The sequence below is a fragment of the Vibrio zhugei genome, from assembly GCF_003716875.1.
GTDB classification, from domain to species: domain Bacteria; phylum Pseudomonadota; class Gammaproteobacteria; order Enterobacterales; family Vibrionaceae; genus Vibrio; species Vibrio zhugei.
Genome location: NZ_CP033077.1, coordinates 415,575 through 436,831, shown reverse-complemented (window position 1 = coordinate 436,831; position 21,257 = coordinate 415,575). Strand labels below are relative to the sequence as shown.

General features: G+C 45.4%; 18 protein-coding genes. 12 read left to right on the top strand and 6 right to left on the bottom strand.

The window, feature by feature from the left end:
- Positions 1–53: 53 nt before the first annotated feature.
- The 4 genes from vctD (at position 54) to EAE30_RS02050 (ending at position 4,172) form a co-directional block, all read left to right on the top strand.
- On the top strand, positions 54–992 hold the full coding sequence (vctD, locus tag EAE30_RS02065) for an iron chelate uptake ABC transporter permease subunit VctD (protein WP_123014982.1): 939 nt from the start codon (positions 54–56) through the stop codon (positions 990–992).
- Entirely contained in the window at positions 982–1,932 is a 951-nt protein-coding gene (locus EAE30_RS02060) for an iron chelate uptake ABC transporter family permease subunit (RefSeq protein WP_123014442.1), read from the top strand. Before vctD ends, EAE30_RS02060 begins: the two co-directional genes overlap by 11 nt.
- A gap of 2 nt (positions 1,933–1,934) precedes the next feature.
- Positions 1,935–2,693: an iron chelate ABC transporter ATP-binding protein VctC gene (gene vctC / locus EAE30_RS02055; RefSeq protein WP_123014441.1), complete on the top strand. Its 759-nt coding sequence runs from the start codon at positions 1,935–1,937 to the stop codon at positions 2,691–2,693.
- 282 nt (positions 2,694–2,975) lie between these two features.
- The gene (locus EAE30_RS02050; protein WP_123014440.1) at positions 2,976–4,172 is read left to right on the top strand and encodes an acetate/propionate family kinase; all 1,197 of its coding nucleotides are present in this window, start codon (positions 2,976–2,978) and stop codon (positions 4,170–4,172) included.
- A 123-nt stretch (positions 4,173–4,295) separates the two neighbouring features.
- On the opposite strand, the gene EAE30_RS02045 is transcribed toward EAE30_RS02050, so the two are convergent.
- Both EAE30_RS02045 and EAE30_RS02040 read right to left on the bottom strand, forming a co-directional pair.
- Positions 4,296–5,243, bottom strand: a complete 948-nt coding sequence (locus EAE30_RS02045; RefSeq protein ID WP_123014135.1) for an IS30 family transposase — start codon at positions 5,241–5,243, stop codon at positions 4,296–4,298.
- Between the two features lie 119 nt (positions 5,244–5,362).
- The gene (locus EAE30_RS02040; protein WP_123014439.1) at positions 5,363–6,052 is read right to left on the bottom strand and encodes a DNA-3-methyladenine glycosylase I; all 690 of its coding nucleotides are present in this window, start codon (positions 6,050–6,052) and stop codon (positions 5,363–5,365) included.
- A gap of 352 nt (positions 6,053–6,404) precedes the next feature.
- Here EAE30_RS02040 and EAE30_RS02035 point away from each other — a divergent pair, with 352 nt between their 5' ends.
- A complete protein-coding gene (locus EAE30_RS02035) occupies positions 6,405–8,114 on the top strand; it encodes a methyl-accepting chemotaxis protein (protein WP_123014438.1) in 1,710 nt (569 codons plus the stop codon).
- A gap of 133 nt (positions 8,115–8,247) precedes the next feature.
- On the opposite strand, the gene EAE30_RS02030 is transcribed toward EAE30_RS02035, so the two are convergent.
- Positions 8,248–9,018, bottom strand: coding sequence for an MBL fold metallo-hydrolase (locus EAE30_RS02030; RefSeq protein ID WP_123014437.1), 771 nt, complete (start codon positions 9,016–9,018; stop codon positions 8,248–8,250).
- A 421-nt stretch (positions 9,019–9,439) separates the two neighbouring features.
- Between EAE30_RS02030 and EAE30_RS02025 the strand changes: the two genes are divergently transcribed.
- On the top strand, positions 9,440–10,849 hold the full coding sequence (locus EAE30_RS02025; protein ID WP_123014436.1) for a DEAD/DEAH box helicase: 1,410 nt from the start codon (positions 9,440–9,442) through the stop codon (positions 10,847–10,849).
- A gap of 120 nt (positions 10,850–10,969) precedes the next feature.
- Positions 10,970–11,200: a GNAT family N-acetyltransferase gene (locus EAE30_RS02020; protein WP_123014435.1), complete on the top strand. Its 231-nt coding sequence runs from the start codon at positions 10,970–10,972 to the stop codon at positions 11,198–11,200.
- Here EAE30_RS02020 and EAE30_RS02015 read toward each other — a convergent pair.
- Positions 11,161–12,360 (bottom strand): IS4 family transposase, encoded by a 1,200-nt coding sequence (locus tag EAE30_RS02015; protein WP_123014377.1) that lies wholly within the window; start codon positions 12,358–12,360, stop codon positions 11,161–11,163. The two genes, EAE30_RS02020 and EAE30_RS02015, sit on opposite strands and share 40 nt — an antisense overlap.
- 575 nt (positions 12,361–12,935) lie before the next feature.
- On the opposite strand from EAE30_RS02015, the gene EAE30_RS02010 reads away from it, so the two are divergent.
- From EAE30_RS02010 to EAE30_RS02000, 3 genes are all read left to right on the top strand, one after another.
- Positions 12,936–13,391 (top strand): TM2 domain-containing protein, encoded by a 456-nt coding sequence (locus EAE30_RS02010; RefSeq protein WP_123014434.1) that lies wholly within the window; start codon positions 12,936–12,938, stop codon positions 13,389–13,391.
- A gap of 646 nt (positions 13,392–14,037) precedes the next feature.
- Positions 14,038–14,946: a DMT family transporter gene (locus EAE30_RS02005; protein WP_123014433.1), complete on the top strand. Its 909-nt coding sequence runs from the start codon at positions 14,038–14,040 to the stop codon at positions 14,944–14,946.
- A 212-nt stretch (positions 14,947–15,158) separates the two neighbouring features.
- Positions 15,159–15,758 (top strand): glutathione S-transferase family protein, encoded by a 600-nt coding sequence (locus EAE30_RS02000; RefSeq protein WP_123014432.1) that lies wholly within the window; start codon positions 15,159–15,161, stop codon positions 15,756–15,758.
- A gap of 46 nt (positions 15,759–15,804) precedes the next feature.
- Here the strand turns inward: EAE30_RS02000 and EAE30_RS01995 are convergent, their stop codons facing one another.
- Complete coding sequence (locus tag EAE30_RS01995) at positions 15,805–16,512, bottom strand: SDR family NAD(P)-dependent oxidoreductase (RefSeq protein WP_123014431.1); 708 nt, start codon at positions 16,510–16,512, stop codon at positions 15,805–15,807.
- Positions 16,513–16,718: 206 nt separating this feature from the next.
- On the opposite strand from EAE30_RS01995, the gene EAE30_RS01990 reads away from it, so the two are divergent.
- Both EAE30_RS01990 and EAE30_RS01985 read left to right on the top strand, forming a co-directional pair.
- A complete protein-coding gene (locus EAE30_RS01990) occupies positions 16,719–17,591 on the top strand; it encodes an alpha/beta hydrolase (protein WP_123014430.1) in 873 nt (290 codons plus the stop codon).
- Positions 17,592–18,068: 477 nt separating this feature from the next.
- Positions 18,069–20,192 carry a methyl-accepting chemotaxis protein gene (locus EAE30_RS01985; RefSeq protein WP_123014429.1) on the top strand — a complete coding sequence of 708 codons (2,124 nt, stop codon included), beginning with the start codon at positions 18,069–18,071 and terminating at the stop codon, positions 20,190–20,192.
- A 41-nt stretch (positions 20,193–20,233) separates the two neighbouring features.
- Here the strand turns inward: EAE30_RS01985 and EAE30_RS01980 are convergent, their stop codons facing one another.
- Entirely contained in the window at positions 20,234–21,217 is a 984-nt protein-coding gene (locus tag EAE30_RS01980; protein ID WP_123014428.1) for an NAD(P)-dependent oxidoreductase, read from the bottom strand.
- Between the last annotated feature and the right edge of the window lie 40 nt (positions 21,218–21,257).

The window sequence follows — 21,257 nt, the reverse complement described above, 5'->3', positions numbered from 1 at the left end:
AGTTTCAAGCCGTCAGCATGACTGTGCTGGCGGCTTTTTTCGTTGAGGTTTATGTGAAAAAATTAGTGTTTTTTCTGGTTATTCTGAGCTTAAGCTCTGTCTTTGTTGGTGTCGGTAACTTGTCCGTTGGTCGCTTACTACAAGGAGATCCTCTCGCGTGGCAATTGCTTTCAACCAGCCGTATTCCAAGGTTGTTGGCCATTCTGCTCTCGGGGGCTGGCTTAAGTATTGCCGGGCTTATCATGCAACAAGTGAGTCAAAATCGCTTCGCCGCTCCGTCCACATCGGGCACCATTGAGTGTGCGATGCTAGGGTATGTTGTGAGCCTGGTTGTTTTTGGTAATGGCGATAATGTTGTAATGATTTTTGCGTTTGCCATTGCGGGCACGCTTGTTTTCGTACAGTTTATTCATCGAATTCAATTTAAAAATGCCATTTTTGTCCCATTGGTCGGCCTTATTTTTGGCAATGTCGTGTCTTCTGCCGCCAGTTTTATTGCGTATCAATTTGATGCGGTACAGAACTTAATGGGCTGGACCGTCGCCAATTTTGCCAATCTCTTGGAGGGCGATTATGAACTATTGTATATCGCTGTACCGATCTCACTGATTGGGTATGCATTTGCCAAGCGTATCTCCGCGGTAGGGATGGGCAAAGAGTTTGCCTTAAATCTGGGGTTGAACTACCAGCAGGTTGTCATCGTGGGGGTGTGTTTGGTGTCGATTATGTCGGCCACCGTTGTCATGATTGTGGGTCAATTGCCATTTCTGGGATTGATCGTTCCAAATTTAGTCAGCGCCTTTTATGGCGATAATATGCGCCACAATATTCCAATCACGGCCTTGTGGGGCGCGTTGATGGTGCTATTGTGCGATGTCGTTGGTCGGCTGATTATTTTTCCGTACGAAATGCCAGTTTCAATGATCATCAGTATCTTAGGTGGTGTCGTGTTTGTGGTTATGATTCTACGAGGGCAACGTCGTGCAGGATAAAACCAAACTGTATCTCTTAGTCATGCTCTCTGTCTGCGTGGCAGGATTATTCATTGGCGTTGGATTAAACGCCGATAACTACCAATATTTTTTATCACGCCGGATACCGAAAGTACTCGCGATGATCCTCGCTGGGGTCGCTATCGCTCAGTCATCTGTGGCGTTTCAAACCATCACTCATAATCGAATTCTCACGCCAAGTATTATGGGCTTCGATGCGTTGTATTTACTGGCGCAGGTCTTAGTTGTGGTCACATTGGGGACTACGAGCTATTTCACTGTCAATGCGTATGCCAACTTTGCGTTAAGCACCACGGTGATGGTGGGAGCCTCTGGGGTATTGTTCTGGCTGTATTTTCGTAGGGACAGACCTAACTTGATGGTGTTGCTGCTGGTTGGCATTGTGATTGGTGCCGTCCTTGGCAATATCGCGTCTTTTTTTACCATGCTTATGAGTCCAAATGATTTCGCGGCGCTGCAATCGATGATGTTTGCCAGTTTCAATAACGTTAAGACCTCATTGGTCTACGTCACTACACCGTTGATGTTATTCATTACATGGCGGCTATTTCGTTACCATCGTGTATTGGATGTGTTCTGGTTGGATCAAGATAATGCCACAAGCTTAGGGGTCGATGTCTTCCGTATTACACGTAATGTTTTGTTATTGAGCGCGATTATGATCGCCATATCCACAGCCATCGTGGGGCCAGTGCTCTTTTTTGGACTCCTCATTAGCAACTTAACACGTGAGTGGTTCCGTACCTTTCAACACCGCATTTTACTGTTCGCCAGTTCGGCGATGGCGGTATGCACATTGCTAAGCGGTCAATGGGTTGTGGAGAAGGTGTTTGCGTTCAATACCACACTGAGTGTGATTATTAATTTTATCGGTGGCATCTATTTTCTTTCTTTGCTGCTGCGTAACAAAGTGGTGTAACTATGATTGTTCTTGATAACCTGACTAAGCACTTTGGATCTCATACTGTCGTCAAGAGGGCCAGTGCCGAATTCAAATTGGGTAAAGTGACGTCAATTATTGGGCCGAATGGGGCAGGGAAGAGTACCCTGTTATCGATGGCCAGTCGTTTGATGAGTCGTGATGGCGGGCAGGTGTGGATCGACAGTAAAGAGCTGGTGGACTGGGATACCAAAGCGTTGGCAAAACGCTTAGCGGTGTTGCGTCAATCGAACTCAATCACGATGCGTTTTACCATTCGCGAGCTGGTGGAATTTGGGCGATTCCCTCATTCTCAAGGGGCACTGAACTCCGATGATCGCCGTGTGATTGACCGTTCGATTCACTATTTGGATCTGAGTGAGATTCAGCATCAGTACTTAGATGAACTGAGTGGTGGGCAACGTCAAATGGCGTTCATTGCGATGGTCATGGCGCAAGATACGGATTACGTTTTCTTAGATGAGCCATTGAACAACCTTGATATTAAACATTCGATAAAAATCATGTCGACCATTCGCCGCTTGGCGCAAGAACTGAATAAGGCCGTGGTGATTGTCATTCATGACATTAATTTTGCGTCATGTTATTCGGATTACATTATCGCCCTCAAGCAGGGCGAAGTGGTCGCCAATGGGTGCGTGAGCGAGGTGATTGACGAGTCAATCCTCAGCGAAATCTATGAAACGCCTTTTAACATCATTGAGCATGATGGAAATCGGGTGTGCTTATACTATTCTTAACTTCCTATTTATGAATAATTACATTCCATTAATGAAATCATGATCGCATAAAAACGCCACTTTTTCTATGATGTGGCGTTTTTTTGTACAAAATGATAGGGTTCACATTTATTTTTTAGAGTAAATAAAATGTTCGCTTGTTAAAGATCAACAAAAGAAACAGCGGACTAAGAGAAAATACTAAAACAAAGTTGAAAGATTCAAAAATTATTGAATAATGGGACAACTAAATGGAGAAGCGCAAGCTTCACACCCCCTGCTCAGAATATAGGATATAGCACCATGTCAAATTCTTACGTGTTGGTTATCAACTCTGGTAGCTCTTCGCTAAAATTTGCTGTCATTGACCCAGCAACAGGTGATGCAGTCATTAGTGGTCTCGGCGAATGTTTTGGTCTACCAGAAGCGATGATCAGTTGGAAATATAACGGGGAAAAAACAGAGGAAGCGATTCCAGCAGGCGGTGATCATCATCAGTACGCTTTTACTCGTATTGTGAAACTATTGGATGCACTGCACCTCAGTGATAAGTTTGTCGCTATAGGTCACCGTGTTGTTGCGGGGGGAGAATCGTTTAAAGGCACTGTACGTGTGACCGAAGACGTCGTGAACGAAGTTGAGAAGTTGGCGGAATTGGCGCCATTGCACAACAAAGCCAATGGCTATGGTATGCGCGCTGCGATGGAGGTTTTCCCATCATTGCCACAGTTTGCCACGTTTGATACGGCTTTTCACCAAACCATGCCAGCTAAAGCGTTTATGTACGCCTTACCGAAAAAAATCTACGACGATTACCGAGTTCGTCGTTATGGCGCTCATGGTACCAGCCATTATTTTGTCAGCCGTGAAGCGGCCAAGGTATTAGGTAAAGCCGCAACTGAATGTAATTTGATCACCGTGCATTTAGGCAATGGAGCCTCGGTGAGTGCCATCAAAAATGGCGAATGTGTTGATACCAGCATGGGGCTGACTCCTCTGGCTGGATTGGCGATGGGGACCCGCTGTGGCGATCTTGACCCGAGCGTGATTGAATTCCTTATCCGCAAAGGTTGGGATCATGACACCATTTTTAATACCTTGAACAAAAAATCAGGCTTACTGGGATTGTCTGGAAAAACCAGTGATATGCGTGGTTTGATTGAAGCCATGGATCAAGGCGATAAAGACGCTCAATTGGCGTTTGAAGTGTTTACCTATCGTGTGGCTAAATACATCGCTTCCTACCTTGTCGCGGTCGGCGAAGGATTGGATGCCATTGTATTCACTGGCGGCATTGGTGAAAACTCATTACCCGTGCGCAGCGCGGTATTGAACGACTTAAAAGTCTTTGGTTTTGTCGAAGACAAGCAAGGCAATGAAGCCGCTCGTTTTGGTCAGTCAGGTCAAATCGCCAAATCGGACCTGTTCAATGCGGTTGCTTTGGTGATTCCGACGAATGAAGAGCTCGTTATTGCACAAGATTGCGTGAATTTACTGTAATTGCTCCACAACGACAGTAATAACGCCGCTTCCCAAACAATGTCGAGAAGCGGCGTTTTTTTATGTCGAGTTTTAGGCGTGGTTGGCCCCGAATTCAACTGCGAAGTGCGACACTCTCCAATATCAAGAAGCTAAAGCCATCTCCTCAAATATAATGGCTGCCTGCTTGAAGCCTAAACACTTTCTCGGACGGTAATTTATCCGCGATAAAGCGAACTCTATATCGATGTCCGTCACTGTCGTTAGATCGGTTCCTTTCTTCACATATTGCCTTAAAAGACCGTTCGCATTCTCATTAGCACCACGCTCCCAAGAACTGTACGGATGAGCAAAGTACACATCAGCCTTTAATTCTTTTGCGATGGTTTCATGACCTGCAAACTCTCGCCCGTTATCTGCCGTAATGGTATGGACATGTTTCTTATAGGGCTTCAGTAGCTCTATTGTCGCTTTGGTGACATCATCCGCTGACTTAGATGGCACTTTCTTTACCACGTAAAATCGAGTCTTACGCTCTAAAATAGTCACCATTGCACCTGTACCATGCTTACCTAGCACAGTGTCGATTTCCCAGTCACCAAACCGCTCCTTACTGTCAACGATGCTTGGTCTATCATCAATCGAAACGGCATTTTTTATCGCTGGAGCTTTCTCTTGTTTACCTCGGCGATACCGCTTATGACCTTGTCTCAAGTGACGATATAACTTACCGCCCAAGCGTTTATCTTGAGCAACAAAGCGATAGATCCACTCATGACTGACAGATGCACCAATTTTCGTTAATACATTAGAAATCTGCTCTGGACTCCAATCTGTTTCTAAAAGAAGGCGGATAAAATCGACACGTTCCTTTGGTATTCGGTATTTACGTGCTGTTTTGCGCTTTTTGGTAGACGACATCTGGGCTTCGTTAGGGCAATAATGCTCTCCCTTCCGACCGCGTTTAAGCTCACGGTATACCGTCGAGCGGTGGCACTGAACTGTTTTAGCTATTTCAGGAACCGAAATTCCCCGTTCCAAAAGAGCAGAAATCTGGTATCTTCTGCCTTCGGTCAACTGTTGATAATTCATGGTAGTACTGCTTGTTTCTTTGGCGAGAAGAGCGTACCACTTTCAGCAGTTGGCTTCCTCTTCTACATATTTCCATGAATGTCGCACTTATTATCTGAAATCGGGGCTTACCTTAGCTATTAATGATCGTGCAGATCACCACTGGAATAGGCAATGATTTGGCTTATCTCGGTAAAACTGCGTCCAGACTCGGCATGCCACTGGTTAAAGGCATCATTGGCCGCGTATAAGGCGCGTTTAGTCTCTTTACCACTGTCGATAATCTTGGTGGCGCGTAAATAGGCTTCTACATCGTAGGTCATCAAAAAAGTATCCACCCCCATTTGTCGCAATGCATAAGGCCCGGTATTGCCACCGAGGCGCTTGCCATGCTTTTTCAAATGCAGCCATAAATCGACAATTCGCGCTTTGGGCCATTGCGCGACCCATTCTCCGAATGAACCGTGATCCACACGGACATCAAATATCATTTGCGCATTCGCAGGAATCGTCATCACTTTGGGCAAATAACGAATGATGCCAGGATCGCGAGCTTTTTCTTCCCACGCCTCGTCGGGCTGCATGAGTATCGGCTCAAGGCGAAATTGAAAAAAGAGCGACTCAAAATTCGGCCATTTATCACGGACAACCTTCCACTGTATACCACATTGAAATACTTTCATGGTAAACGCAGCTAACCAGCGGTCATCTGGAATAGCAGCGATCTCATCTTGGTGTAAAGGCTTTTGCAAGAGAGACTCCAGAGCTTGTTTGCCGCCTTTGCGTTGGCAAGCTCGATGATAGATATCCTCGAAATGTTCTATGGTCATAGGGATCGTACACGTCAAAATGAAAAGCACTAGCTTATCATAGACCTAGCCATCAAGTGGCGAGTTTCTTGACGAGAATGAGGAGGGGGCGCTGTCATCATCGCGTTCTCCGTATTGTTTGCCATGTTAACAGTCGCTCTCACGGTAGTGTATCGTTACTGGTGTGTGATGTACGACACAAGCATTGCTGTAAATGAGCGTATCTGACGTGCACTTTATTGCACTATAGGGAGTTCGTGACTATTAGTAATGAGTTAAATACAAATTTAGTACGAGAGCGTAGTGCTTGGCGTACTGATTAGGTATTTCCACACAAATTACAATATTGTTGTTTACTCTATAGGGTAAAAATATGCAATTTTTTAAAAACGTCTCTATCGCTAAGAAGCTGATTGGCACGATTGTGGTTATGCTTCTTTGCCTGGTTGGTGTGTCGACATTCGCGATTTACAAGATGTCCTTGGTCGCCACTGAAATTGATGTCATCGCGGAAGAAAATATTCCCTTATCCAAATTAGCGACTGATGTCACTGTCAAACAGCTGCATGGGGCCATTTTATTAGAAAAAGCATTTCGAATTGCGGGTATCGAGACCAAAGAACAGACCCAAGCCTTAACGGGGTACGATGCGAAAATTCGGCAAATCGCGCACGATTTCAATCAACAAGTGCACACCGCCCAGACGTTGTTAAAAACGTCGATTGAGCACGCCTTCCACCCGAAAGTAAAAGCACGCTTAGTCGCCTTGAATGCCAAACTAGACACGATCATCGCGAATCATCATGGCTATGAACGCTTGCTCGTTGAGGTCCTCGATGGGTTGAAAGCAGGGCGCGGGCCTGAGGAACTCAGCGACGTGGCATTTACCTTAGAGCAACAGCAAACCAAGTTTGATGAAGACTTACAGCAATTCTTATCTCATTTAGAAAGGGCGACACAATCAGCCGTTAACATGACGAAAAAAGAAGAGCATCAAGCGCTTACCTATATGGTGGGGGTTTCAGTCGCTTCGATTATTGTTGGTGTGATGCTTGGTATTATTTTGAGTCGTTATCTAGTGAAAGGCATTGCGGTGGCGTGCGACATGGCGAAAGAGATGGCAAAAGGCAACTTTAATCAATCCAGCCCAGTGCACTCGAAAGATGAAACCGGTATGTTGATTGAGAATATGAATAACGTGTGCCTGTCGCTCAGTACCATGGTAGGGCAAGTGATTGACCGTGCTGATAATATCGCAGCAACGGTGGTGGAATTATCCAGCGTCGCGGATACCAACCGTCGAGCGATGGCGACTCAGCAAGATAACACCACCCAAGTGGCATCAGCGATGACCGAAATGGCTGCCACCATTCATGAAGTCGCGAATAATGCCACCAGTTCCTCAGATGCCACAGATCAATTGGATCAGTCGGCTAAAAAAGGCACGCATGTGATTTCTGAAGCCCAAGCCTTGTCTGAAAAATTACAACAACAAGGCGAAGCATTCCGTGCGATTGTGAACGTCATTCAAGATAGTACCAGGGAAATTCAGAACTTTATTCAAGTGGTCGATGGTATTTCTGAGCAAACGAATTTATTGGCATTGAATGCGTCGATAGAAGCGGCACGTGCGGGGGAACAAGGGCGCGGCTTTGCTGTGGTTGCTGACGAAGTGCGGCATCTTGCTTCTCGCAGTCAAAAGGCGACAAAAGAAATAGAATCTCTTATTAATCAACTGGTTGGTAATACTAAAGAAGCCTCTGATGTGGTTGATAATAGTGCAGCGACCATTGAAAAAACCACATTTAATATTCATCAAGTGCAAGACGTATTTGGCTATATCGCCCAATCCATCACTGAGTTAGCCGAAGCGAATGTGCAAGTTGCGACGGCCAGTGAACAACAATCGGTCGCTTCACTACAAATTAGCTCAAATTTAGAAAGTATTCAGCATTCAGGCGAGAATGTCTTATTGAGTACCAGTGAAACAGCACAAGCGAGCGAAGACTTGTCGGTTCAAGCGAACGGATTAAAAGAACTCATGCATCAATTTCAGGTCGCTAATATCGCTACCCCGACGTAGTGCTGAGCAGTGGTTGGGTAATTTACAATGTAAACTGAAATTATTTCAATGCGTTACCTGTTATAGTTGTTCGTTCTGGCGCTTTGCTTTCTGAGAGCCTTAGTGGCGCCATGGTTTTTGCCCGAAAGACCGTTTAGCGAAGTTGATCATCCAATTGATGGCCAATGTTTTTGTCTAAATCGATCACGAGATTATCTTGGCTGACATACAGGTGGGGGAGAGCGGCACAGCGGGCTTGTATGTCTTCTAGGTATTCATCCCAACAGTGATACACACACAGATAGTCTAGATTTAACGCCTCACTAAGCTCTATGCATTGTGGTAGATCGCCATGTGAGTCACCTTCGGGCAAGGAGTCGAACGAGGCACATTCTTGAAAAGCAATCGTCGCGTTTTTCATTAAGGCGATAGAGGCATCCGTTGGTCGGCCGTCGTCACTATAAAATAAGGCATGCTGGTGGTTTGCAATGCGTATGGCTCGATTAGGCACGTCATGATCGGTTGGAGCGGTGTGAATTGTCCAGGTGCCCCAATGCATTGTCGGCAGAGTATGACACCAGTGCTGTTCAAAGCGCATCTCGGACTTGGGCCAGATTGACAGCGTAACCAAGGATTCGAGCATCACTTGTTGCTCTGGTTGACAGACAATAGTTAACGGTTTAACACGACCAAAACTGTTCCATTGGTTTAATAACGCCGGTAATCCTGCGCAATGATCGGGATGAATGTGAGTGAAGTAAATCACATCGATAGCGTTAACCGTTAATGAACGCTGCCACAACGCACGTGGTATCGTTGGACCACAATCAATGAGCCAGCATTGGTCATTTTCCGTCACTAACATCGCTGAAGTATTCGCGTGTGTTGCGAACGCGCTCCCGCTGCCAATCACGTCAATTTTCATTGTTCCTCCACAGAATCAGGTGTCATTCATTGGTTACCTTTTACAGAGACGGTATCCAGTCATTACCCGCGATACCGAGACTGGTCACTTTTACAGCATATTGAACATATTTTCGAGCTTGGCAGGTGATCTTTGTATATTCTGGATGGCAGTGAGGCGCATCATCTAAAGGCATAAGCGCCAAGCTCTACGGGTTTCAATGAGAAGATACCCTGTAACAGACAATTTGCCTAGACGTTCAAGCGGCAATGCGGTTGTGAATGAGTGCGCACATATTCAATCTAATCGCAATGCAGCAGACAGAAATAAATGAAAAAATCAGGAATTAATGGTTGCCACGTGGCCGACAAAGGCTCAGAATGGCGGACTTTTCACGTGTCACCAATACACGAGTATTTTATAATTTTAGTTGAGAATATATATGGGTTTTACCTCGTTAGGTCTTTCTGCTCCAATACTTAAAGCAATAAAGGAAAAGGGTTACACAACACCTTCTCCAATTCAGGAACAAGCAATACCCGCTGTGTTAACGGGTCAAGATATTATGGCAGCAGCGCAGACAGGAACGGGGAAAACCGCCGGCTTTACATTGCCAATTTTAGAACTGCTTTCTAATGGTCCAAGAGTGCGCAGTAACCAAGTGCGTGCGTTAATTTTAACGCCTACGCGCGAGCTTGCGGCGCAAATTCAAGAAAATGTCGAAACCTACAGTCGTCACTTATCGCTGAGTAATACCGTGGTGTTTGGGGGTGTGAAGGTCAATCCGCAAATGCAGCGCATGCGTAAAGGCGCGGATATTCTAGTGGCAACGCCAGGACGATTATTGGATCTTTTTAATCAGAACGCCATTAAGTTTGACCAACTTGAAGTGTTAGTGCTCGATGAAGCTGACCGCATGTTGGACATGGGTTTTATTCGCGATATTCGTAAAATCCTGCGGGTATTACCGGAAAAACGTCAGAACTTGCTCTTTTCTGCGACTTTCTCAGAAAGTATTCGCGAGCTTGCGAAAGACCTAGTGAACAACCCTGTGCAGATTTCAGTCGCTCCAGCCAATTCAACCGCCACACTGGTTGAACAACAAGTTTATACGGCAGACGTGAAAAAGCGCGCGCCGATGTTGTTAAAGCTGATTAAAGAGGGCAACTGGCATCAAGTTTTGGTGTTTACGAGTACCAAACGTGGTGCGAATCGTCTGTCCGAATATCTTACGGAAAACGGCATCATGGCAGCAGCCATTCATGGCAACAAGAGCCAAGGGGCTCGAACCAAGGCGCTTGCTAACTTTAAATCGAACGACGTGCGTGTATTAGTGGCGACGGACATTGCGGCACGCGGTATTGATATTCCTCAGTTGCCTCAAGTGGTCAATTTTGATTTACCGAAAGTAGCAGAAGATTATGTACACCGTATTGGCCGTACTGGCCGAGCGGGTGAAGTCGGCAAAGCCATCTCGTTTGTAACGGCGGCTGATGTCAGCGAGCTTTCTGCGATTGAACGTTTGATTCAGAAAAAACTGCCACGTTTCGAGTTAGAAGGCTATCCGGCCACCAACAAGGTGCCAGAAACCAAACTGGATACTCGTCCAATTAAGCCCAAGAAACCGAAAAAGCCGAAGAAACCGAGTGTCAATGCCGATCATAGTGATTCGAAGCCGACTGAAGGTGGTGAAGCACGCCGCAAGCAACCCAAACGCAGTTCAAACAGCAAGGGGAGTTACCGAGGTCAATCGAGCTCAGCAGCAAAATCCACGAGCAATGATAAAGGTACGACTACCCGCGCCCCACGCCGTAGAAAACCACAAGCTAAACCTGCAACGTCACACTCATAACGGACGAATTAAGGTCGCGATGGTCGTCGGTGACTAAGAATTTTATAGCCCTTGCAGCTTCGCCTGCAGGGGCTTTTTTATATTGCCTATTTATTATCATTCTGTGATTTTTAATCATATATTGCTTATTGGATTGGTACACCTTATTGGGATTATCGCTGCGCGACGGAGGCTTGCCGCTGCTTGATCGCTTTTGCAAAAGAGTATTGCAGTTTAACTACACTGCAAGTTATGCACTTAGTGGGTAATGAACGCTCAAAATCGGTGATTACTAAGCTTGGAATAGGTTATTTGGGCGCTGGCGGATCCCCTCATAATTCCCCCAACCCACAGGTATGCGTAAGGCGTTGATATTCGACCATTGCCCAATGATATTGGGACTCTTGTATTCGGTATCTTCGGTGGCAACGTACTTCCTTACCAAGTCTAGGAATGGAGAGCACACGGCGATGCTTGATGGTGTTGGCTTGGAAGTCATAATGCCATTTGGCTTGCATGGCGATTAAGCCATTCCACCACATGATGATTTCGGCCATCAATGCCATGAGCAACAAGATATCAATACGTTTGGTGCAACGTGTTCGGTTATGGCGAAGCGCCAACCCGTAGGCTGGACTTTTTAGATCTCGGAACGACTCTTCAATTTGCATTCTTTTGGCGTACAAACGGGTAATTTTAATGCCGTTAAGTACATGGTTGGGGATGTTAGTGACCAGAAGCCAAGGCTCTTTCGCTCCTTTATGGAACACTTTTCCAGCCGAGTGTTTCTGACAGGTTCGACTATGCCGATGGGCTTTTCTGCCTTTGGGATGACTCTTGTATAAGTAAGCAAAGCACTGAAGCGGTGAGCGCTTAGCCAGTTGGCTTTCTCCTAAAAACAGCGGCTTATCAGTCGCTTGAGGGTAAAAGGCTTTATTCCATTGCCAAGCGCTCTCGCCACACTTAATCGAGACTTCGCCCCGTACACGCCCAAGCCAGAACCAACCTTTGTTGGCGACTTGCCTGAACCACGTATTTCTAAAGCCAGCGTCGGAGATAATGATAGGGGTGCAACCTTGGGGGAGCAAGGATTGAAGCTTATCGAGAAAGTGCTGATGGCTCTTGGGTGAGTTGTAGTTTTTGTACTCAAATGCCTGTTCATAAAGCGTGACGGCGCGACCTTTAACGGATATCGAAGCTCGCAATGTCATATAGCGCAGTTGCTCACGAACATCCGACCAATCAACCAGTAGTACAGGAAAAGGATTGGCTCGGGTAATAAGGGACGCATGCCATTTATATATGGACTCTTTTTCACGATGTAGACTGCGATTACCAAGCAATCGGTCAATACGTTTGATGGCATGTTTCACCGTGGTATCAGTGTCGAGAGCTCGTCCAATTTTAGTGAGGGTGAGATCAGAGCCGCCCAGTACCGCTCTGGTTGCAAGCATAAGAGATCTAAGTCGTTTTTTGTGAATACCAGGGCATTGGTTTTCAAGAGTTTGCTGTAGAATTTGAACATCGCGCATCGTTAGGGCTCCCTATTAAATTCATTGAATCAAGTGTGTTTTTGGCGAAATTCATTAGATCAGAATGAGCGATGTGCGTCTACTCATTGTTTTATATAGAAATTATGAGGGGATTCGTAAGATTTGGGCGAGATGACAAACCGCATGAAGGGAAAAGCACGAGAAGTAAGCGTGTATCGATTGGAGGTTTAATAGAAGGAGTATGAATGACTGGTTTTATTTTTTATGGAATACAATTCTATTTTTTGATTTATTAATAGCGGTAATGGATAACTTTAAAATAAGAGGTATATTTTTAAGTTGAGTGGAAGGTAGACATTGAAGCGCCATTAACGAATGATTTTTCTCCCAAGCATGAAAGCTTTACCGTGTATCGTGCAGTGGAAACCAGTATAAAGTCTGTTTGCATGCGTTAACGGATTTATTGCTCTGATAAGGGTGTTTAATTACCGACAATAAAATGATTGGATAAATAGAAACATTTCTATATTATCGACTTTTCAAAGTTATCACTAAAGTTTTCTGTTTGAGTGAACTTTAGTGATAATTAAATAAATAAAAAAGGCGAGGTAAATATGAAAGGTACAATTCTCGATTATAATGATGTAGATCGAGTTGGCATTATTTCTGGTGATGATGGGCAACGATACAATTTCGATATTCAAGAATGGAAAGCGGCAACATTACCGAAAGCCGGTACTAAAGTGGATTTTTCAGCAGTAGAACAACAGGCAAGTGCAATCTATGTGGATGCAAGTGCGAGTGCAGGTCTCTCGCAAGCGGGATCAAAGAAAATCGCTGCCGCTTTATTTGCTTTCTTCCTTGGCGCATTTGGTGCACATAAATTTTATTTAGGTTACACCAAGCAAGGCGTTATTATGCTATTGCTGTTTTTATTCGGGTTTATCTTACTCGGCATTCCATCTATGATTATTGGAATTATCGCCTTTGTTGAGTTTGTTCTTTATTTAGTCAAATCCGATGAAGAGTTTGAACAAACCTACGTGGTCGGCCATAAGCCTTGGTTTTAATCCATTAGTGTAATATTCGTGGAGTAGCGTCATAGATTGACTTTGGCGCTACTCTGCAACGCGAACCCGTTTACTGATATAGACTGCTTTCTCCCTCCTAGTGATGCTCCATTCGTCGACACTTGTCTTGTTTTCTTTTTCTCTATCGCGCCACGGTAAAGTATGGTGGTATTAACTTTGGCTACGCTTTGGTATACAATCCCGCTCGCATCCTCCGAAATAAGACGTGTGAGTCGCAAACCTGACTTTCTCGGTTCTTGAACGGTGAAATACGCTTGTCCACTTTGTGCTTCATAAAGTGCGACGGCAGCGTGAGAGCGATAAAATCATCTCCCTAACAGTATTGTATGCCTAACTATTACCTTTCTTATCAACGGTCCAATCCAGCTTGCATTGGCTCGCGATGTCGTATCGCTTTGCCCTTTGTAATGATGGGCATTTGATCGCTGAGAAAGCGTAACAATCATAAAAACGATTCACTTGTTCGACCCGACATGTTGGGAATTGCCGTTTATCGCGGTAACAACCAGCCGCTACCTTCGCGAGGAATCACACCCAGATTGATGAGGGTGATGGAGCTCGCCAAGCTTTCGTTGTCGCGGATAAGTGCTCTCATTTGAAATTTAGAGGAGTTAAGTTACTTACTATGAATAAGTCATTTGCTATTTTTATTCTGTTGTTGATCTCTGCGTTATGGGGATCCCAGTTTCCTGTGATCAAGTATTTAATCAATCATGATATGTCCGCGGAATCCATCACATTTTTCCGTATTTTTATCGGCTTTTTCGTCCTACTTGTGTGTATGTTCTGGAAGAAAGACCGATTTTCCACTGATATAAAATTCTGGGTATTAGCCGCTTTGTTGGGTGTTTCCGGTGATTTCTTAGCGCAGTACTTGATTGCGAATGGTCAGCAAACCGTCACTGCAGGATTCTCTTCCATTTTAATTGCTAGCTCGCCATTTTTTACTTTTTTGCTTCCTTACTTGATTCCGGGCCGAGAGTTGAAAAAACCACAGCTGTATCAGTTGGTATCACTGGGTTTTGGCTTGTCGGGGATTGTTGTGATGAGCTATCAAAGCTTGAAAATTACCGCGGACGTTTTTGGAGTGGCCTGTATTATCGGTGCGGCATTTATGTTTGCTGTGGTGAATGTGGTTGCCGAGTATGCACGTAATTACTCGGGGCTTTCTATCAGTACGGCAGCATTGATGATCATGGTGATCCTGCTACTACCGCTTAATTATCAGCACTTATCTTTGCTCCAAACCTCCTCACTACCGGTGCTGTCAGGCGTTGTCTACTTAGCTGTGTTCTGTACAGCAATCGCCTTTTTGCTGATGTTGCTTTTAGCGCAAGGAACGAATGCGGTGTATTTGTCTTATAGCAATTTCCTCGTGCCTCTTTTCGGCATTGGGTTTGCTGTTATGTTGTTGGGAGAGACAGTGAGATTAGATATGCTGGTGTCTATCGCCCTTATTCTGTTGGGTATTACGCTATTGAATCTTCCGCGTAAAGACAAAGACGCGCTGACGGAGCTAACGGACAACGGATAAGGCCTATTGCAAGATAGGTCATACTGGCTATCTCATCGTGTGACAAAGCCAATACCGCACCGTGACAGCGTCCCTGTGCAAGAGAGACGGCGATGATGTAATGGTGCCGGCTACGTTCGCGAGTGTCAGAGTCTGATCTCAGTTTTATGGTGGCAGGAATGCTAGTGTCTGTAGGAGCGGTGTTTCAGCCACCATTACTAAGTTGAGATGATATGGATATTATTTTGTATAGCGCAAAAGGCTCGAATAGCTCTGAGCGGGTAGAGTGGGCGCTGAATTTTAAGCGCATTGCTTACCAAAGAATTGGGGTCACATCCGCAGAACTGTCCACGACCTATCGAGAGATTAATCCGTACGGTTACGTGCCATCACTGTCTGTTGATGGCACGGTATTTTCTGAATCCATGGCCATTCTTGAGTATCTTGAAGAACGGTTTCCTTCCTCTTCACTCTTGGGGCAAGACCTCAATGAAAAAACAGCCATCCGCCGCGTCTGTGAATATGTTAATTCCAGTATTCATGCGCCGCAAAACCGCACGGTCTTGGGGTTTTTACGTCCAGAACTCGATGAGGTATCCAAGCGTGAATTGCGTGGCGCGTGGATCCTACGCTGCCTTGACATCTTACGTCCCACGATCTGTCTTCAATCGAATTATGCGATTGGGCAAGCATTCAGTTTGGCGGATATATTCGTCGCTTCCATCTATAAAAAAGCCATACAGCATGGTGCTGCGAGCCAGCCTTTTTACGAGCAACACCTCACTCATATTCGGCAGAATCAACGTGTTCTCGAGGCCGAGCCTAATACGTAACTGAATACGATAGCGTCACACCGAGGTATGCCAATAAGCGCTTCCTTTACCAAGGGATCTCTTCACCGCTGTAACTGTAAAAGCGACCGGTGTTCTCGGGTGTGAGATTGTGTATCACATCTAATAAACAGTGAGCGACATAGCGGGGCGAAAACAGTTGCTGTGGTGCGACATTCTTTTGAAATGGTTTGGATAATTCGGTATCGGTGGTACCTGGGTGAAACGCGATAATACAACAGTTGGGTTGTTTGACTTTCCATTCCACACTGATTGTTTTAATGGCCATGTTTAAGGCCGCTTTTGAACAGCGATAACTGACCCAGCCACCGATACGATTATCCTCGATACTGCCAATTCTGGCAGAAAGCGCAATGAAATAAGTGGGGTATTTCGCTTTAAGATGAAGGGCAAAATGTTTGCTTAATAACAGCGTCGGGACAGTATTCGCGTTGAAGTTGTGTTGAAAAAAATCGAGGTCAAACTCATTAATGGATTTCTCTGGCCTGTGATCGGGCGAATGTAAGGTTCCAACCGCATTAATCAGTAGGTCGAACTTAGTGAGGCGCAGTGATAACGCAAACACATCCGCTTCTGAGCTGACATCGGTTTTATACCAAGTGACACGCTCATGGTCGATTGAGGGCGGTGTGCAATGATAGGTGGCATACACAGTGGTATGTTCGTCATTGCTCAGGCAGTATTCGATGATAGCGCGGCCAATTCCGCCTGTTCCACCAATGATCAGTATCTTCATAGGCCAATATTCCATGCATGTTTTCATCTAAGCATAGAGGATCGAGAGCCAAACAGCGATGGTCGTTTTTGCCCACTTTGCTGGTACGAACATTGGTGTCATGAGCACAATGATTTATAGTGGCTTATCTGGTTGCTTATCGCTAGCAACCTAGGAAAGATCAGAGTGTTGATGACAATGTATTTATTGGTTAGGGCGGAAACAGTATGAAATCACTTTTTATTGCGATGGGCAGTCTCTTATTATCCGCTTGCACAACATTGGGGCTAGAGGTCGCCAATATTCCTGCGAAATGGAGTCACAACACCATCGTGAAAAATATTGCGTTTGGTGATGATCCTCTGCAAAAACTGGATGTGTATGAGCCAGCAAAGCAGAAAGATACCTCAAAACCCGTGATCGTGTTTTTTTATGGTGGGCGCTGGGAGTCTGGCTCAAAAGACATGTACGCGTTTATTGGTAACAAGCTCGCCAACCAAGGCTTTGTTACGGTGATCGCCGATTATCGCAAATATCCGCAAGTGCGTTTTCCTGTGTTTGTGCAAGATGGGGCGAAAGCGTTAGCTTGGGTCGATGAGCATATTCAAGCCTATGGTGGGGATCCTCATCGAATCTTTGTGGCTGGTCACTCTGCTGGGGCGCATATCGGTGCATTGCTGACGGCCGATGAGCGGTATCTAAATGCGGTTGGAAAAGACCGAAGCCTGATCAAAGCCTTCGTTGGTTTAGCTGGCCCTTATGATTTTGTGCCACAAGCTAATGATTTAAAAAAGATGTTTGCGCCGCCAGAACGTTATTCACAAATGCAAGTGACTACGTTTATCGATGGTAGTGAACCACCGATGTTATTGCTTTGGGGAAGCGATGATGAGGAAGTCGCGCGTAGTAACCTCGATGCACTGGTCGCGACGTGCCATCAAAAAGGTGTGCCCGTCGAGAGTAAAATATACCCAGGGGTCGGGCATGTCGATATTTTAGCGAACCAGATTTGGTTTTATCCGGGCAGTGCAACGGCACTGCAAGATATGACGCAATTTTTCCGTTCGGTCAATAAAGCGAAGGGCCCGTCGCATCAATAAAGCGCGCCGTTGGCACGATGCTAGGAGGATCGTGCCAACGACGGGCGAGTGTCATGATGATTAGTGCCACAGTGCCAGTAAAAAAATCAGCACACCGAGGCCTAGCACCACCTTCAAAAATACGCCCAGTGGCGCCCCACCTTTTGGTGATTGATTACAACACCCCATTTTATTTGCCCCATTGTTGATGACGGTTGAGAGACTCTACACCTTCCCCCTAGAGGAAGGTCAAGACTAAGTGTTTGATTTCTAGGAATGGTTTTTGCATGGTTTTATCGATGACGGGCTGGACGCGATGATAGCCATGAAATCATGGGTAAGAAACAACGCCGATATGTGGCTTTCAAACCCTACGAAACGACGATGAAAAAAGATCTCGTATCTTTTAGATACAATTATAAATAAGTCACAACGCGCAAATTTGTGCTTAACTAACATAAGGGTTAAGACGCACTTTACAAAATTTGAAGGTATATTATGTCGAGAGTCTCTCTGAAGAACAAATTACTGCTTATTAGTATCGGATCTATCTTATTTATTTCTTTGTTATTTACATGGCAGACCTATTCCAAGATCTCTTCTTTGAGTGACCAACTGAAGCATGATGCTGCAGCTGATCTTAAAGAATCAGCGATATCAAAGCTTGAGCTCAATACTCGTATTGCTGGCGAACAAATCCAAGCGTATGTTGAGCAAAACCTAGATGTCGCGAAAGTGGTTGCCGCTCAACTGTCGGATAATTTAACGTTATCGAACCCTTTGTCGAGAGAGCAAATCTCACGTTTGATCGAGTCGGCAAAGAAAATGGCTCCGCATAGCAGTGTCTTATATACCTTTTTTGAGCCCAATGCTTTTGATAATAACGACAGTGAATACGCCGGTAAAGAGACCAATGTGAGTGCCCAAGATGACGGTTCTTTCGCCGTGACAGTGGCCTTAAACGAAAAGGGTGACACCACTTACTACCCGATTGAAAGTGCAAAAATTAAATACATCTCTGAGAAAGACGATCACGGACAACGTATTTCCGAGTGGTATTTATGCCCCAAAGAAACCAAGAAAGCGTGTATTGTGGAACCTTACTTATTTGATTTACCGAATGGCAGCCAAATGTTGATGACGAGCCTGACCGTGCCTATTATCAAGTCCGGAGTGTTCAAAGGCATTGTTGGTGCTGACATAGACTTACCAGTGATGCAAGAGTTTGCCAATGAATTGTCCAAAGGGCTATATGATGGGCAAGGGTCAGTGACGATCATCAGTAAAAAAGGCCTGATCGTCGCATCGAGTCAATACACTGGGAGCTTAGGTAAGCCTTTTAAAACGGTGGATACTGAGAATGGTCAAGCCTTGCTAGATTTAGCCAATAAAGGTGGGGTCATGGAGCAAAACGGTCAATTGATGGTTGCTCAGCCCTTGAGTCTTGGCAAGACCAGCACCCAGTGGAACTTCTTGATTAGCCTACCGATATCGGTTGCCATGGCTAAGTTAGACGCGAAATTGGATCTGATGGAAAACGTCAAGCAACGAGCCCTTATTGAACAGTTGACGCTCGCTGTAGTTGTATCCATTGTCGCGACGTTGCTCATGTTATTAATCGTGCGTTCGATTATTCGTCCACTGCAATTACTCAATGAACAAGTTGGTCAGTTATCGGGCAATGATGGTGACCTAACTCAGACACTTAACCTGAACGCGCATGCGGAGTTAAATGAATTAAGTGCTGGCTTTAATGTGTTTTTACAAAAGCTACGCGATATGGTGAATTCGCTTAAATCGATTGGTATTCGGGTTCGTGAATCTTCTGGTAAGAACGTGGATGCTAGCCATAGTTCATTAGAAGAGACCGCACAACAAAAAGCAGAGCTCGCCAACGTGGTGGTGTCGACTCAAGAAATGTCGAAAGCCGCCCATGAAGTGGCTCAAATTACAGCCGAGTTAGCAGAAAAAATGAAATTGATGAATGGTACCGTTCGTCAATCTCAAAGTAGTATCGTGACGTCAACCAATACGGTGCAAGAACTTAGCAGTAGTATGGAAAGTGCCAAAGACTCGATTGATAAAGTCTCTGCTCGTTCTGATGATATTAACCAAATTCTTGAAGTGATTCGTAGTGTTGCAGAACAGACTAACTTATTGGCACTCAATGCAGCCATTGAAGCGGCTCGTGCGGGAGAGCAAGGTCGAGGTTTTGCGGTGGTGGCTGACGAAGTACGCAGTCTCGCGTCTAAAACGCAAAATTCCACTGAGGAAATTGATAAATTAATTAATAATCTACAACAAGAAGTCAAAGTTGCGGTCAGCAGTATTGCCGACAGTGGCGAAAAAGTGGCGTTATCGGTTCAGTCCACGGAAGAGGTGAATACCAGTCTTTCTTCTATCGTGAATGACATTGACCTCATCAATGATCATATCCAACAAGTCGCTTCAGCCGCTGAAGAGCAAAGCCAAGTGAGTGTTGATATCACAGGCATGCTCAGAAAAATTGAAGATGCCGCGGAGATATTGGCACAGTTTGCTCATCAAACCAATGACAGTAGTGAGCAGGTCACCCAGCAATTGGATGAATTGGACAATCAATTAAGCAAATTGAAAAGTTAAACCAGAACCACGCAACATCGATTGAAAATGGGTAGCCAAGGCTACCCATTTTTATTGAATACATGTTGGTTGGCGCAGTTTTTTGAAATATCGCCGTTCAGAGCACAGATAAGATTGTCTACTGCACAGGATACCATCGCGAGACGAGTCTCGGCAGTGGCGGAACCAATATGCGGAAACAAGACGGCATTATCGAGTGTGCATAGCGGCGAATCACCGGGTAGGGGTTCTACTTCGAAGACATCCAAACCCGCAGCACGAATCGAGCCTGTGCGCAGCGCCTCGATCAGAGCCGCTTCGTCAATAACCTGACCGCGCGAGCCGTTGATGAAAATGGCAGTATCTTTCATCATGGCGAATTCTCTTGCACCGATTAATCGCTGTGTTTGCTCGGTTAACGGCGTCATCACACAGACAAAGTCCGATGTTTTCAGCAGAGTGTCCAGATCCGTATACGTTGCGTTTAGGGTGTGTTCTGCGTCCGGCTTACGGTGGCGGTTACTGTATTGAATGGTCATATTGAAGCCAAAATGCCCACGTTTGGCAATGGCATAGCCAATGCGTCCCATGCCGATTATCCCCAGCGTTTTGCCGTGGACATCAGTACCATAATATTCTTTGCCTATGGGTTGGTGCCAGTTCCCTGCGCGCACCATATTGGATAATTCAATGGCTCGGCGCGCGGTACACATAAGCAGCATGAATAGTGTGTCTGCGGTGGTTTCGTCCAGCACGCTCGGTGTGTGCATCAAAGGAATATTGCGCTTGGCAAGGTAGCGTAAATCATAGTGATCCGTACCAACGGAAATGGTTGAGGCGGCTTTCAGTTTCGGCGCATGATCGAGCCACTCAGGCGTCATCTTGACACTAGAGCCAATCAAGCCTTCTGCTGTTGAAAGGGCGGTGAGAAACGTGTCTTGATTGGTTTCATTGATGCCATTGAAGAAAGTAACGTCGAATTCGTCCTCTAAGCGTTGACGTTCTTGATCTGGAATCTCTGTGTATAATATGACTTTTTTCTTCATTGTAACGCTCCGTTCTATGGGGTGTTTTTCGTTAGTCCGT